Source organism: Synechococcus sp. Minos11 (assembly GCF_014279855.1).
In the GTDB taxonomy this organism is placed as follows: domain Bacteria; phylum Cyanobacteriota; class Cyanobacteriia; order PCC-6307; family Cyanobiaceae; genus RCC307.
In genome coordinates, this window is sequence record NZ_CP047953.1 from 386,871 (window position 1) to 399,989 (window position 13,119).

Here is a 13,119-nt window from a genome sequence, read left to right on the forward strand (position 1 = left end):
TTTTGATCGTGGCACATGCCCTGCGCCGCAGGCCATGACCCACTGTGAGACCGTAACGCTCATGCAAACTCCCCTCGCTCTTTTTAACGGCAGCTATGTCGGAGAGCGGCCCACGGGGATTGGCGTTGTGGCGAGGGATTTGGCCGCCGCCTTGGGTCCTGAGCAGGTGCCAGCCGTGTGGCCCCAAGGCATGGCGCCCGATCAGGGCAGCGCGGGCCATGGCCGGCGTCTGTGGTGGACCCAGAGGCAGCTTCCGAAGCTGTGGCGGGCTAGTGGCGCGCCGCTGTTGTTATCGCCATTGCCGGAAGCCCCCCTGTTGGCAGGCGTGCCTTCGGTGGTGCTGGCCCATGACCTGCTGCCGCTGCGGTACCCGCAGCTGACGCCGCTGCTGGCTTACCACCTGGCCTATGTGCCGCTGGTGCTGCGCCGCGCTCGCCACGTGCTCTGCAATTCCGAGGCGACGGCCCGGGAGGTGCATGGCCGCATTGGCGTGCCAACACGCCGCTTGTCCGTCTTGAAGTTGGGCTTCAACCCAGGACAGCTTCGCCCTTTGGGCTATCAGCGCGAAGCGGAATTGCTGGTGCTCGGCCGCCATGACCCCCACAAAAACCTGCGCCGGCTGTTGAAGGCGGTGGCAGCGCTGCGCGATCGCGAGCACCGCATTCACTTTGTGGGGCCCCACGATCGCCGCTACACACACAAACTTCAGGCGCTAGCCCAGGAGCTGGGTATCGCCTCGCGTTGCCGCTGGACCGCTTGGGTGAGCAACGACGAGCGCTTGGAGTTGCTGAATCGGGCCCGCGCCTTGGTGATGCCGAGCCTCTGGGAGGGATTTGGTTTGCCAGCCCTCGAAGCGATGGCTTGCGGCACGCCGGTGTTGGCCTCCACGGCTGGTGCTTTACCGGAAGTGGTGGGAGAGGTGGCCGTTCCCCTTGATCCGATGTCTTCAGCGCAAATGGCTGCGGCTATCGACGACTTTTTGCAGTCGAGTGCGCTGCAACAGCAGTTGGCCCAGCAGGGGCCGTTGCGGGCGGCTGGCTTTAGTTGGGCGCAAACTGGGGCCGATTTGAAGCAGCGTTTGCAGGCCTTGTGCCCCTGAGCGCTTAGGGCACCAGCAGACCGCTGGGGCGCTGCAAGCGCAAACAGCGCATGCCGGCCGCTGCAGCCGCCTGCTCATCGGCGCCGCTATCGCCAATCAGCAGGGCTTGCTCAGCGCTGCAGGGCACTTGGCCGAGGGCTGCCTCCAACAGGGCGGGATCGGGTTTGGCGGCTCCGGCTTCGCTGGAGACCAGCACGCCATCAACGGCATCACGCAGGCCAAGACGCTCGAGTAAGCCGTGCAAACGGCGATCGAAGTTGCTGACCACCATCAAAGCCAGCCCGCTTTGGCGCCAGCGCTCCAAGGCATCAGGCACCTCGGCATAGACCGCCCATGGCTCGGGTTGCGCGAAGCGATCAAACAGCTCACCGGCCAGGCCAATCGGAAGCTGCTTGACGCCCACGGCCTTGAAGGTGGCTTCAATCCGCTGCTGCCACCAGGACCGTTCGGCTTGCTCCAGATGAGCGGGGGCAACTCCTGGGAACGCCAGCGGAGGGGCTTGGCTGTAGGCCTGCGCGAAGGCGCGATCGAGGGCTTCAGCTTCCAGGTCCAAGCCGTAGTCGGCTGCCGCTGCGCTGTAGAGGGTGCCCACCGATTGGCGCAAGCCGATCAAGGTCCCCATCGCATCGAGCAGGAGGGCCTTGGCTTGAGTCATGGGCGAGGGGCGCTCAGCCAGCCCGCCGCCACCTGAAGCGGTAAACGGCACCCTGGCAAGCGAGTGAGGTAGGTCCAGCGGCGGAGCTGATAGGCGGAGGATCCGGCCAAGGTCAGCCCCATGCCCGTGAGGGTGGCATCACCCACACCCAAGCTCAGCATTTCTCCGAGATCTTTCCACTTGAACTCCTCGAGGGGTTGGTTCTCACGGGCCAGCAGCAGGTTGCGGGCTAGGAGCTGGGACTGCTGAAACGCCACTTGGGCCGTGGCTGGAAGTTCGGGGTCATGGGGGATGGCCGCGGTATCGCCAAGGCTGAAGATGCGTGGATCACTCTCCAGCTGCAGGCTGGCGTTGCAGCGCAAGCGGCCGCGACCGTCGGTGGCCAAGGTTCCGCTGGGCAGAGCGGTGCGCTGGCCCGCTGTCCACACCACGGCGTCCACCGCCAAGCTGCTGCTTTGGCCTTGGGCGTCTTGGAGCGTTAGCTCTCCGGGTTGAACGGCTTTCACCCCGCATTGGCAGCGCAGGCGCACATCGCGTTGCTGCAAGGCCAGTTCGGCTTGGCTGCGGTTGAAGGCCTTGGCCTGGGGCAAGCAGCGCTCACCGCGTTCAATCAGCTCGACGTTGGCTTGGCCGCGCAGCAGGTCGGCCAACTTGCAAGCCAGTTCAACGCCGCTGGGGCCAGCGCCAACGATGGCCACCCGATTGCGCATGGCGGGCAGTTGCGCCTGCAGGGCTTCAACATCCTCCAGGCTGTGGAAGCGCAGGGCATGCTCTTCAACCCCTGGGATGCCAAAGCTGTCGGGCTTGGCGCCGGTGGCGATCACCAGCTGGCTATAGCCCAAGCGTTGACCGCTCTCCAGCACCACTTGGCAGGAGCCTGGCTCCACCGCCGTCACCCGATCACGTTGCCAGCCAATGCCATGGCCAGCGAGGAGGGCGTCGTAGCGGGGAGCCATTTGCCAGAGCGGCAATTCGCCGCTGAGGCGCTCGTAAAGGAATGGCAGAAAGACGAAGCGATCTCGCGGTTCCACCAGCAGCAAGGGCGGATGTCCGGGGCGCCGCGCCAGCTCCAGGGCGGTGTAGAGGCCGGCGAATCCGCCACCCACGATCACGATGGGAGAGGTCACCGTTTGCTCGGAACTGGGGCGAGGCTAAGAGGCCAGAGCCGGGTGATGCGGCAGGCTGTCTAGAGCTGGGGAGGGTCTGCGGTGCAGCTGGTTCAGGATCTGGAAGCCACCCAGGCTGAGCTGGAGGCGCTTGAGGCCCCTGAGCAATTGCGCTGGGCCAATGATCATTTCGGCAGCGGCTTTGCTGTCACCACCAGCTTTGGCACCCAGTCAGCCGTTTTGCTGCATCTGTTGGTGGCTGTGGCGCCAGATGTGCCCGTCTACTGGATTGATACGGGGTATCTGTTCCCTGAGACCTACCAATACGCCGCGGATTTAACGCAGCGCCTCAAGCTGAATCTCAAGGTGGTGCAGCCTGAGTTGAGCCCAGCTCGCATGGAAGCGCTGCTCGGCCGGCTTTGGGAGAGCGAAAACCCCGACGACCTGGTGACCTACCACCGGCTGCGCAAGGTGGAGCCCTTGGATCAGGCCTTGGATGCTGCTGAGGTGAGCTGCTGGGCTAGCGGTGTGCGGGCTGGTCAAACCGATAACCGCGCCGCCATGCGGCCGCTTGAGCGTTTGCGCGGACGTTGGAGTTTGCGGCCGCTGCTGCGCTGGACCCGGCGCGACGTCTACTACTACATGGAGAAACACGAGCTGCCTCAACATCCCCTGTTCGAGCAGGGCTACAGCACCGTGGGTGACTGGCACTCCAGTGCACCCGACGATGGTTTGGGTCGGGCTAGCCGCTTTGGCGGTCGCCATCAGGAGTGTGGCTTGCATCTGCCGGAACCTTTGGTGGAAGGCGCCGGGATTTGAGCGATGCGGCGTTGGCTGCTGATTGGCAACAGCCGCTGGCATTGGGCTGCTCTGGCGCCTGATCAGTCGCTTCAGCTCTGGCACACCAGTGCGGCCGCTGGCCTCAAGCAGCTGCAGCAGGCTCCGGAAGCCTGGGCTGCTGTGGGGCCTGTGCCAACGGACCTCGAGCGCTGGCAGCCGCAGCGCCTGCTCACCTCTGATGTCCCCTTGGCCAACCTTCCCCCGACCTTGGGCGTGGATCGCGCCCTGGCGGCTTGGGGCGCTTGGCAGCAGTGCCGCCAACCTGTGCTGGTGGCTGATGCCGGCACGGCCTTGAGCCTGACGCTGGTGGATGCCGCCGGTTGTTTCTTGGGGGGGCGGCTGATGGCTGGCGGGCGCTTGCAATTGCAGGCGCTACATCAGGGCACCGCAGATCTGCCGCAGCTGGAGCCGGTGGAGGCGGCTGGACCGCTCTGGGCCACGCAAACTTCCGAGGCCATGGCCAGTGGTGTGGTACGAGGGCTGGCTGCAGCGATTGCTTTGGCCTTTCACGACAGACCCCAGCCGCCGTGGCCGTGGCAGCTGTGGCTCACCGGTGGTGATGCCCCCGTCTTGATGCCCTTACTGCAGGCCCAAGGCCTGCAGCCTCACCACGATGAAGACCTGGCTTTAGCGGCGTTGGTGGCGCTTAGCCGGCCAGCTCAAGATCCTTGAGGATGTCATCGGCCATGGTGGCGGCTTTCACCTTTTTGTAGATCTTCTCGAGCTTGCCGTCGGCATCGATCACAAAGGTGTGGCGCATCATGCCCATGTATTCGCGGCCCATGAACTTTTTGAGTCCATAGCTCTCGTAGGACTCGGCTACCGGGCAGGGCTCGCTGTCGCTGAGCAGGGTGAAGGGCAGGGTGTACTTATCAATGAACTTGGCGTGGCTTTTGGCGTTGTCTTTGCTGATGCCCAAAACCTTGATGCCATGGCTTTTGAAGCTGTCCCACTGATCGCGGAAGTTGCAGGCTTCCTTGGTGCAGCCGGGGGTGTCGTCCTTGGGATAGAAGTAGATCACCACCCGCTGACCGCGCAGATCTTTGAGAGCAACGGGTTGGCCGTCCTGATCTGGGAGCGTGAAATCAGGCGCGGGGTCACCGATTTGAAGGGCCATGGCTGCAATGCAATCGGGGAGCGAGCCTAAGCAGCCGCAGCTCTGGTGCGGTCTCCTGCCGGGCTGCTCTGACGATCGGTTGGCATCGCTACTCAGCGCCCAAGAGCTGGCCTGGGGGGAAGCGTTACCGCAGCGCCGGCGCCTGATCTTTTGGCAAACCCGCGCTGTGGTGCGCCAGCAGCTTGCTGCTTGGCTGGGCTGCACTCCAGAGGCTGTGCCGTTGCTGGCACCACCGGCCCACTATCCCCAGCTCGCCGCTGGCTGGGGGTATGTGAGTTGGAGCCACAGCGGCGAGCAGCTGCTCTTGGGTTGGTCGCCTCAGCCTGTGGGGGTGGATCTTGAACCTGCAGATCGCCCGATTCGAGCGGACTCTTTGTGGCGGCGTCTTTGCCCTGGGGAGCCTCCGCCTGCTGCCTTGGCTGATGCGGTGTTGCAGCGCTGGGTGGCGCTGGAGGCATTGACCAAACGCCGCTGCAGCAGCATCGCCGTGGAAATGGGGCGCTGGTCATGGCAATTGGAGCAAGGTCGAGCTGTGCATCGCGGTGATCAGCACAACGTCGATGTTGTGGCCCAGCGCCATCACCTGAAGCAGCGCAGCTGGTGGCTGGGCTGGAGTGGTGGTGCGATGCCCGCTGTAGCGCTTGAGGAAGGCGGCTAAGGTCCGCCCATGGTTCAACCCCTACGGCTCAGCATGATCGTGCTGCTCACCCTGCTTGGGGTGTGTGGCTTGGTGCGTTTGCCGTTGATGCCGCCGTTGTTGGCCCGTTCGGGTTCCGATACGCAGCTCTCCGATCTCGAAGCCCAGGAAGCGTTGTTGGAAGCTCGGCAAGAGGCGGCCTCACAAATGACGCGATTTGTGGGCGGGCAGATCACGCGCCACTACTGGGGCGGTTTCACCCCTTATCTGGATGTCTTGGGGGTGGAGATCCCCGAGACGATGGAATCAACCCTCACGGTGGGTGATGACCGGGCGCGCTTGGTGCTCGATCCCAAGCGGGTCAATGAGCGTTATGTCGCTGAGGTGGTGCGCGCCGGAACGCGCGCTCGCGGTGTGGTGTGCCGCGGCCAAGGGGAGCCGGGTGCGTTTGTGTTGCGCGGCCGACGTCTCGATTGTCCGGAGGGTTGGCTTGTGATTAACGACCCCCTATTGACGTCGTCTGGAGAACCACAACCAGAGCCGATTAATTAAAACAATCAGAGACTCGCCAATCTTGTTGGCGGTTTTTTACCCCGTGGCTAAGTTTTTGAGTGACGTGTCCGCCTCGCTCTCATGCTGAAGCGCATCTCTGCTGGCCTCGCTGCCGGCGCTGCTCTTTCCTCCCTGGCTGTTCTTCCCGTTCAGGCAGAAATCAACACTCGCTCCACTGTTCGTTGGAACAGCGGTGGCGCCGTGTACACCACCAAGCTCAAGGACTTCCAGAAGTTCCTGAAGAGCGGTGGTGAAATCACCTCCAGCACCAACCGTGCCCTGGCCGCCGGTGTCAACAACTCCGGCTGGACCGCTGAAGAGATCGCTAAGGGTCTCTCCAAGCAGTACAAGGTCAACGTTGTCTACGTTGCCCGCTTCCTGTACTCCAAGAAGGGCTACAAGTTCCTCGAGAACCAAACCAAGAGCTACTTCCCCTACTGGGGCATGAAGAAGACCGCCGTTCAGGCTCTTCGCTCTGCCATCGTCCTCGACTCCGTCGACGGCAAGCTGTCCTCTGCCGGCATCATGAAGATGCTGCCCGTGGACATGCGCCTGGCTGACACCTGCGGCACTTTCGATGGTGCTCAGAACGTCTGCGCCAAGGGCAAGTGCCAAGGCGACCAGCAGTGCACCTCCCTGCTCTCCTGGTATGTGTTCCTGCCCGCTTGCGTGCAGGCCAACCAGATCAAGGACAAAGTTGCCGCCCGTCCTGTGCGCGGCCTCTGGTGATCAGCTGATCAACCGCAAGGTTCTTCTTCAAACCCCCGCCATTGGCGGGGGTTTTTTCATGGCTTAGCGCCGTGCAACCAGGTGTTGATGGCTGATGGTTTGGCGCAGCTCGGTGCCAATGCGCTTTTGATAGCTCTCCTTGAGAGCCTTGATGGCTTGAACGCCAAGTTGTCCCTCCATGGCTTGCCGGTAGGTGGCTTGCTTGGAGAACCAGCGCGTGATCAGGCCTGAATCCACCTGCAGGCTGACCTGATCAGTCCACTGTTCCTTTGTCACGCTCCAGTTCGCAGCGGCTAGCAGCTGCTGCAGCTGTTCGAGCGGTTGGCGTTTCGCCAGCCAGCCCTGCTCGACTTCGACCAGGGGAGGGTGGTCTGAATTCAGCAATTCAGCAGGCCCAGCTTGCGGCTGGCTGCTCATCAGATGGATTTCGGCGTTGTCGTAGAGCAACGTCTCCAATTGCTTCACCCACGCCTTGAGGGCCCGGTGATTGGCTCCCTGCAGCAGGTTGCGGCCAATCAGCAGTTCGAAACGCTGTTCCCCCAAGCCCTCAACGGCATGGGCTGGTGCTTCGATTAGGGCAGGTTGCTGCAACGGGTCCAGCACTTGCAGCTGGGCCTTGATGCGCTCGATGTCGGCGCTGCTCTCAAGCTGCAGGGTGACGCCGCCTTCGGGTGTTCCGCTTAGGGCGGGTAAGGCCCATAGCAGGCTGCGGCTGCCCATGACGAGCACGTTGTGGTGCCGCTGCAAGCCAATGGCATGCCAAAAGCGTTGCTGCAGCCTCACCAGCCGTCCTTCTTCTAAAGCCAGTTGGCGCTGAAGCCAGCGTTCCACCGCAGGGTCATCGGGGCCACTGCTGAGTGGCTCTCCCTGTTGGCTATCCCATTCCACGGCCGCCGCGAGCTGGGCGGCCCTGTGCGTGAGTAGTTGCTGGCGGCGCTCACCTTCCCAGCCCAGGCTCCCAGGTTGATAAAACACCTGCCCCTGCAATGCATTGGGGAGGTATTGCTGCGCCACCCAGTGGTCGGCATAGGCGTGCGGGTAGCGATACCCCACGCCATCGCCGAAGGCTGAGCCATCACGGTTGGCATCGCGCAGATGCTTGGGAATCTGCTGCGCTTTTTCTTGGCGCAGCTGCTTGACCGCATCAAAAAACCCCAGGGCGCTGTTGCTCTTGCTGGCACCGGCGAGATACAGAGTCGCTTGCACCAACGGATAAAGACCTTCCGGCAGGCCAATCCGATCAAAGGCTGCAGCGCAGGCCTCCACCACAACGATCCCCTGGGGATCAGCCAGGCCGATATCTTCCCCAGCTGAAATCAGCAGACGCCGGAAGATGAAACGCGGATCTTCCCCGGCTTCCACCATGCGTGCCAGCCAAAACAGGGCGGCATCGGGGTCACTGCCGCGAATCGATTTGATGAAGGCGCTGATGGTGTCGAAATGGGCATCCCCTTGCTTGTCGTAGAGAACGGCTTGTTGTTGGATCGACTCCTCAGCCACCGCCAAGGTGATCTGAATCGCTCCTGAAGCATTGGCATCAGTGGTTTCAACGGCGAGTTCCAGGGCATTTAGCAAGCTGCGGGCATCACCACCAGCCACCTCCACCAGATGGGCTCTGGCCTCAGCATCCAGTTGGATCGAGCGTTCGCCGTAGCCATGGGTGCGATCGCTGAGGGCACGATCGAGGACCTGGTGCAGCGCGGCTTGATCAAGCGATTGCAGTCGAAATAGGCGCGAGCGGCTCACCAAGGCCTTGTTCACCTCAAAGAAGGGGTTCTCGGTGGTGGCTCCGATCAAGGTGACGGTCCCGTTTTCCACCCAGGGCAGTAGGGCGTCTTGCTGACTGGTGTTGAAGCGATGCACTTCATCGATGAACAGCAGGGTGCGCAGGCCATGGCGGCCGAGGCGCTCCTGCGCTTGCTCCACTTCCGCGCGCAGGTCCTTGATGCCTGCTAGCACGGCGTTGAGGCTGCTGAAGTGGCAGCGGGTGGTGTTGGCGATGATCCGCGCCAGGGTGGTCTTCCCCGTGCCCGGCGGGCCATGCAGGATCAAGCTGCCGAGCCGATCGGCTGCGATCGCACGGCGTAGCAGGCGGCCTGGCCCCAGGATGGCGTCTTGGCCAATGAACTCATCAAGGCTGCGCGGCCGCAGTCGCTCCGCGAGCGGGGCTTGTTGCTGCAGCTGTTGATCGGCGTGGTGGCCGAACAGGTCCATGAACCACAAGTGGATGGAGCCACTCTGCTGCGCCAAGCAAGAGCTGGCAGGCTGAAGGGGCAGTGGATGGTTCTGTGCGCCTCTTCCGCGGGTTGATTGTGTTGGCCTTGTGCCCTTTGGCTGGCTGCAGCTGGTTGGGCAGTCAGGGCCCGAAGCCCCTGCAGGTGTCCACTGCCGTGCTCCAGCCTGAGCAGTTCAGGGAGCTCGGTGATTACGTCGCCACGTTGGAGGCGGTGAATCAGGTGCAGTTGGCGGCTTTGGCCGATGGCCGTGTGGTGGAGCTGCCCGTTGAAGAAGGCCAACAGGTGGAGCAAGGGGAGGTGCTGCTGCGGCTCTCCAGTGAAGAACGCCGCGCTGAATTGATTCGGGCGCAGGCCGAACTCTCAAGGCGCCGCGCTGATGTTGCCGCTGTTCAAGCTGATCTTGAGCGCGACAGGCGCAACTTTGAGCGCTACAGCTACCTGGCTCAAGAGGGCGCAGCCAATGCGCTCGACCTCGACTCGTTCAAGGCCAGTTACCTGGCCAGCCAAGCCAAGCTGGAAGCCAACCAAGATTTGGTTGAGGCCGCTGAGGCGGGTCTGGGCGTGGCTCGCACCAGGTTGGATTACAAGACCGTGCGGGCCCCGATCAGCGGTCAAGTCAGTGACCTCAGCGTCAAGCTCGGCGATGTGGTCAAAGAGCGCGACCCGTTCACCGCGATTGTGCGCAATGACCGTCTTTACACCCAGATCACCATCCCTGTGACGATGGCGGAGCGCACCAAGCCTGGTTTGCCGGTGTGGCTGCTGGATCCCACCAATGGCATTGAGTTGGCCAAAGGCGAACTGAAGTTTGTCGACCCCGATGTGAAGGTGGCGACCCAGGGGCTGTTGGCCAAGGCGGAATTCAGCAACCCTGGCAATCGCTTGCGCAGCGGCATGCGGGTGCGCACCTTGGTGGGCTTTGGCAGCAGTCGGCAGTTGGCGGTGCCGTTTGATGCGGTGATCCGCAGTGCCGGCCAGAGTTTTGTGTATGTGATTGGGCCGGCCAGTGAGCTCAACGCCAAGCAGCGCCAACACTTCAAGCAGCTCAAGGACGACACACCGGTTGCGCTCAAGCGGGCCGTCAGCCTTGGGCCATTGCAAAAAAGTTGTTATCCCGTGCTGTCAGGCCTTGAGCCCGGTGAGCAATTGATCAGTAGCCATCTGCTCACCCTGCGCCAGGGCACGGCGGTGAAGCCGAAAGCAGATCAGGCTGTGGCTGCGCCCTGCAGCGACTTGCCTTAGCGCTTCGCCAGCGGCAGCACTGTGCCGCAGCGATCGCAAAATTCAGCTCCCGGCCGGTGACCTTGAAAGCCGCAGTGGCTGCATTGGCGTTGGTCGTTTTGGCTTTGGCGGATGGCTTCATAACTCACGATGCCGGTTGGGATGGCAATGATCCCGAAGCCCAGCAACATCACCGCTGCTGCTAGGAGCCGTCCGAGCACTGTTTGCGGCACCACATTGCCGTAGCCCACGGTGGTCATCGTCACCACAGCCCAGTAGACCCCTTGCCCAACGCTTTGAAATTGACTGTTGGGGTGACCGCTTTCCACCAGCACCATCAAGTAGCCGAGGAACACCTGCAGAATCACTACAAACAGAATGAAGACGGCGATGCGCCGCGCACTGGCCCGCAGGCTGATCAGCAATCGATCGGCTTCATCAACAAATCGCAGTAGCTTGAACACCCGCAGGATGCGGCCAAATTTGAACATCCACAGCACCACGCCGCTGCTGATCTGCGGCACCATGAAAAACAGCACGGCGATCAAATCGATGACGCCGTAAAAGCTGCGGATGTAGCGCCATGGCTGCGGGCTCAGGGCCACATGCAGCAGGTAATCGATCAGAAAAACGATCAGGCAGAAGCCGTCGATCCAAACGACAGCTCCACCTCGTTGCAGCTCGCGGCTGAAGCTCAGCGGTTGTGGCTCGAGCAACAGCCCCACCACGCTGAGCAGGATCGTGCCAAAGATGATGAGGTTGTAGAGCCTGCCGCCTGGGGTGTCGGCTTCCAGCACAACCCGCTGCAGTTGCCTTCGGCTTAAAGAGGGCAGAAGGCGAGAAGCGCGGGGCGCCATTGGAATCAGGTGATCACCGTGGGGACATCCATGCCGGTGGTTGACCGGATGCCGGCGAGGGCATCGGCGGCCGCAATCATGCCGGCTAAGGCTTGCTGGGGATTTTGATCGAGGTTGCCGCCAGTGGCGACATAGCGCTCGAGATAGAGCCGCAGGGTGGCTCCTTTGGTGCCGGTTCCCGAGAGCCGCAGGATGATGCGGCTGCCGTCCTCCAGGAGCAGACGTAGGCCTTGCTTCTGGGTCAGTGAGCCATCGACGGGGTCGCTGTAGGCGAAGTCGTCAGCATTGGCGATGCGGCTATCGGCAAAGTTGGTTCCAGTCAGCTCGCCAAGGAGATCGCGCAGGCCGTTGTAGAGCCCATGGGCCCGATCGGTTTCGACACCTTCGTAGTCATGGCGCGAGTAGTAATGACGCCCGTAGGTGCTCCAGTGCTGCTGCATCACCTCCGCCACTGAGCATTGGCGCTTGGCCAGGATCGAGAGCCAAAACAACACAGCCCAGAGGCCATCTTTTTCGCGGATGTGATCACTGCCGGTTCCAAAGCTCTCTTCCCCGCAAAGGGTGATGCGTCCGGCATCGAGCAGGTTGCCGAAAAACTTCCAACCGGTGGGGGTCTCAAAGCAATTGATCCCCAGTTGCTTGGCCACCACATCCACTGCGGCACTGGTGGGCATCGAGCGAGCAACGCCGGCAAGGCCAGAGGCATAGCCCTTCACCAAGGTGGCGTTCGCCGTTAAGACAGCGAGGCTGTCGCTGGGGTTCACAAAGCAGCGCTGCCCCAAAATCATGTTGCGGTCGCCATCGCCATCACAGGCCGCGCCAAAGCGATAGTCATCACCATCCAGCAGCAGCGTCGCCAGGTCTTTGGCGTAGGTGAGGTTGGGATCGGGATGGCCGCCACCAAAGTCTTCGAGGCAGCGCCCGTTGCGCACGGTCCCGCTTGGGGCTCCTAGGAGCTGCTCAAAAAGTTTGCTGGCGTAGGGACCAGTGACGGCATGCATGGCGTCAAAGGCCATTGGCCATGAGCCCTTGAGTAAATCGCTGATCAGATCGAAGTCGAACAACTGCTGCATCAGTTGCAGGTAGTCGTCGACGCCGTCGATCACCTCCACGTGCAACGCACCGATTTGATGCTCGGCTGGGGCGTCGAGGGGCAGTGAGGTTCCACTGGCGATGCGGTATCCATCGAGCTGCTGGCTGCAGGCGTAGATGGCATCGGTAAGAGATTCAGGGGCAGGGCCGCCGTTGGCGCCATTGACCTTGACGCCGAAGTCGCCTTTGGGACCTCCAGGGTTGTGGCTGGCCGAGAGGATGATGCCGCCAATGGCCTGGCGTTGGCGGATCAAGTTGGAAGCGGCAGGGGTGGAGAGGATCCCGCCGGTTGTCAGCACAATCCGGCCCAGTCCATGGGCTGCCGCCATCCGGGTAATGACATCGATGGCGCGGCGGTTGCCGTAGCGACCATCACCGCCCACCACCAAGGTCCCGCCTTGCACACCAGGGAGGGTGCGGAAGATCGCCTCGATAAAACTTTCGAGGTAGTGAGGCTGCTCAAATTGTTGGGTGCTCTTGCGCAGTCCCGAGGTGCCAGGCTTCTGGTCTTGAAACGCTTCTGGCAGCTTGATCTGCTGCACGGAGAACTCAGTGCTGGGTGAGGAAAGCGTCACGGCAAGCCGTAAGGGCGCCTCAACCTAAAGCGATTTTCTCACTAGCTTGGATATATACCTAACACCGCAGCAATGGCACGCCGACTTCTGCTCACCAGCCTTGGGTGGTTCGCTCTGCTTGCAACACCAGCAATGGCCGCGCCTGATACCTCTTGGGCTGAAGCGGTGCAGCAGGGGCGCGAGGCCTCGCAAGCGGTTCTGGGTCGCACGGGCACCGAAACCTGCCTGCAGGGAAAGATGATCAATGCCCTGATCGAGGTGTCCAATCGCTGTGATGAGGGCGATGGCAATCCCGAGCTCTGTGAGTTGGCGGAAGCCAACGTGCTCAGTGGTGTTCAGCCCCTCTCCGTGCTCGATCAGGTCTCCAGCGACTTTCTCAAGCTGACCTCTGCCCAGCCATAA

The 13,119-nt window shown here is 62.2% G+C and carries 14 protein-coding genes; 8 read left to right on the forward strand and 6 right to left on the reverse strand.

Annotated elements, in window-relative coordinates:
* Nucleotides 1-61 precede the first annotated feature (61 nt).
* A complete protein-coding gene (locus SynMINOS11_RS02035) occupies nucleotides 62-1,099 on the forward strand; it encodes a glycosyltransferase family 4 protein (RefSeq protein ID WP_255445448.1) in 1,038 nt (345 codons plus the stop codon).
* A gap of 4 nt (nucleotides 1,100-1,103) precedes the next feature.
* On the opposite strand, the gene SynMINOS11_RS02040 is transcribed toward SynMINOS11_RS02035, so the two are convergent.
* Together SynMINOS11_RS02040 and SynMINOS11_RS02045 are read right to left on the reverse strand one after the other, a co-directional pair.
* Nucleotides 1,104-1,754: an HAD-IA family hydrolase gene (locus tag SynMINOS11_RS02040; RefSeq protein ID WP_011934806.1), complete on the reverse strand. Its 651-nt coding sequence runs from the start codon at nucleotides 1,752-1,754 to the stop codon at nucleotides 1,104-1,106.
* On the reverse strand, nucleotides 1,751-2,881 hold the full coding sequence (locus tag SynMINOS11_RS02045) for an NAD(P)/FAD-dependent oxidoreductase (RefSeq protein WP_186549530.1): 1,131 nt from the start codon (nucleotides 2,879-2,881) through the stop codon (nucleotides 1,751-1,753). The genes SynMINOS11_RS02040 and SynMINOS11_RS02045 overlap by 4 nt, the downstream gene beginning before the upstream one ends.
* Before the next feature lie 81 nt (nucleotides 2,882-2,962).
* Between SynMINOS11_RS02045 and SynMINOS11_RS02050 the strand changes: the two genes are divergently transcribed.
* Together SynMINOS11_RS02050 and SynMINOS11_RS02055 are read left to right on the forward strand one after the other, a co-directional pair.
* Nucleotides 2,963-3,679, forward strand: coding sequence for a phosphoadenylyl-sulfate reductase (locus SynMINOS11_RS02050; RefSeq protein ID WP_011934808.1), 717 nt, complete (start codon nucleotides 2,963-2,965; stop codon nucleotides 3,677-3,679).
* A gap of 3 nt (nucleotides 3,680-3,682) precedes the next feature.
* Complete coding sequence (locus tag SynMINOS11_RS02055) at nucleotides 3,683-4,372, forward strand: type III pantothenate kinase (protein ID WP_186549531.1); 690 nt, start codon at nucleotides 3,683-3,685, stop codon at nucleotides 4,370-4,372.
* Here SynMINOS11_RS02055 and bcp read toward each other — a convergent pair.
* Nucleotides 4,347-4,817, reverse strand: a complete 471-nt coding sequence (bcp, locus tag SynMINOS11_RS02060) for a thioredoxin-dependent thiol peroxidase (RefSeq protein WP_011934810.1) — start codon at nucleotides 4,815-4,817, stop codon at nucleotides 4,347-4,349. The two genes, SynMINOS11_RS02055 and bcp, sit on opposite strands and share 26 nt — an antisense overlap.
* Here bcp and SynMINOS11_RS02065 point away from each other — a divergent pair.
* From SynMINOS11_RS02065 to SynMINOS11_RS02075, 3 genes are all read left to right on the forward strand, one after another.
* Nucleotides 4,816-5,475, forward strand: coding sequence for a 4'-phosphopantetheinyl transferase family protein (locus SynMINOS11_RS02065; protein WP_186549532.1), 660 nt, complete (start codon nucleotides 4,816-4,818; stop codon nucleotides 5,473-5,475). The genes bcp and SynMINOS11_RS02065 overlap by 2 nt on opposite strands.
* Before the next feature lie 9 nt (nucleotides 5,476-5,484).
* Nucleotides 5,485-6,006 (forward strand): hypothetical protein, encoded by a 522-nt coding sequence (locus SynMINOS11_RS02070; protein ID WP_186549534.1) that lies wholly within the window; start codon nucleotides 5,485-5,487, stop codon nucleotides 6,004-6,006.
* 81 nt (nucleotides 6,007-6,087) lie between these two features.
* Entirely contained in the window at nucleotides 6,088-6,735 is a 648-nt protein-coding gene (locus tag SynMINOS11_RS02075) for an alpha/beta hydrolase (protein ID WP_011934813.1), read from the forward strand.
* 63 nt (nucleotides 6,736-6,798) lie between these two features.
* Here SynMINOS11_RS02075 and SynMINOS11_RS02080 read toward each other — a convergent pair whose 3' ends face one another.
* Nucleotides 6,799-8,949 (reverse strand): AAA family ATPase, encoded by a 2,151-nt coding sequence (locus tag SynMINOS11_RS02080; RefSeq protein ID WP_255445449.1) that lies wholly within the window; start codon nucleotides 8,947-8,949, stop codon nucleotides 6,799-6,801.
* Nucleotides 8,950-9,023: 74 nt separating this feature from the next.
* Between SynMINOS11_RS02080 and SynMINOS11_RS02085 the strand changes: the two genes are divergently transcribed.
* Nucleotides 9,024-10,214: an efflux RND transporter periplasmic adaptor subunit gene (locus SynMINOS11_RS02085; protein ID WP_186549536.1), complete on the forward strand. Its 1,191-nt coding sequence runs from the start codon at nucleotides 9,024-9,026 to the stop codon at nucleotides 10,212-10,214.
* Here the strand turns inward: SynMINOS11_RS02085 and SynMINOS11_RS02090 are convergent.
* Both SynMINOS11_RS02090 and SynMINOS11_RS02095 read right to left on the reverse strand, forming a co-directional pair.
* Entirely contained in the window at nucleotides 10,211-11,050 is an 840-nt protein-coding gene (locus SynMINOS11_RS02090; RefSeq protein WP_186549538.1) for an ion transporter, read from the reverse strand. The genes SynMINOS11_RS02085 and SynMINOS11_RS02090 overlap by 4 nt on opposite strands.
* A gap of 5 nt (nucleotides 11,051-11,055) precedes the next feature.
* Nucleotides 11,056-12,717 carry an alpha-D-glucose phosphate-specific phosphoglucomutase gene (locus tag SynMINOS11_RS02095; RefSeq protein ID WP_186549540.1) on the reverse strand — a complete coding sequence of 554 codons (1,662 nt, stop codon included), beginning with the start codon at nucleotides 12,715-12,717 and terminating at the stop codon, nucleotides 11,056-11,058.
* 72 nt (nucleotides 12,718-12,789) lie between these two features.
* Between SynMINOS11_RS02095 and SynMINOS11_RS02100 the strand changes: the two genes are divergently transcribed.
* A complete protein-coding gene (locus SynMINOS11_RS02100; RefSeq protein ID WP_186549542.1) occupies nucleotides 12,790-13,119 on the forward strand; it encodes a hypothetical protein in 330 nt (109 codons plus the stop codon).

Bases quoted from the DNA above. Each gene is read 5' to 3' on its own strand.
- SynMINOS11_RS02055 (WP_186549531.1), top strand. From the start codon at position 3,683: ATGCGGCGTTGGCTGCTGATTGGCAACAGCCGCTGGCATTGGGCTGCT.
- SynMINOS11_RS02100 (WP_186549542.1), top strand. From the start codon at position 12,790: ATGGCACGCCGACTTCTGCTCACCAGCCTTGGGTGGTTCGCTCTGCTT.
- SynMINOS11_RS02040 (WP_011934806.1), bottom strand. From the start codon at position 1,754: ATGACTCAAGCCAAGGCCCTCCTGCTCGATGCGATGGGGACCTTGATC.
- SynMINOS11_RS02035 (WP_255445448.1), top strand. From the start codon at position 62: ATGCAAACTCCCCTCGCTCTTTTTAACGGCAGCTATGTCGGAGAGCGG.
- bcp (WP_011934810.1), bottom strand. From the start codon at position 4,817: ATGGCCCTTCAAATCGGTGACCCCGCGCCTGATTTCACGCTCCCAGAT.
- SynMINOS11_RS02090 (WP_186549538.1), bottom strand. From the start codon at position 11,050: ATGGCGCCCCGCGCTTCTCGCCTTCTGCCCTCTTTAAGCCGAAGGCAA.
- SynMINOS11_RS02080 (WP_255445449.1), bottom strand. From the start codon at position 8,949: ATGGACCTGTTCGGCCACCACGCCGATCAACAGCTGCAGCAACAAGCC.
- SynMINOS11_RS02075 (WP_011934813.1), top strand. From the start codon at position 6,088: ATGCTGAAGCGCATCTCTGCTGGCCTCGCTGCCGGCGCTGCTCTTTCC.
- SynMINOS11_RS02070 (WP_186549534.1), top strand. From the start codon at position 5,485: ATGGTTCAACCCCTACGGCTCAGCATGATCGTGCTGCTCACCCTGCTT.
- SynMINOS11_RS02065 (WP_186549532.1), top strand. From the start codon at position 4,816: ATGGCTGCAATGCAATCGGGGAGCGAGCCTAAGCAGCCGCAGCTCTGG.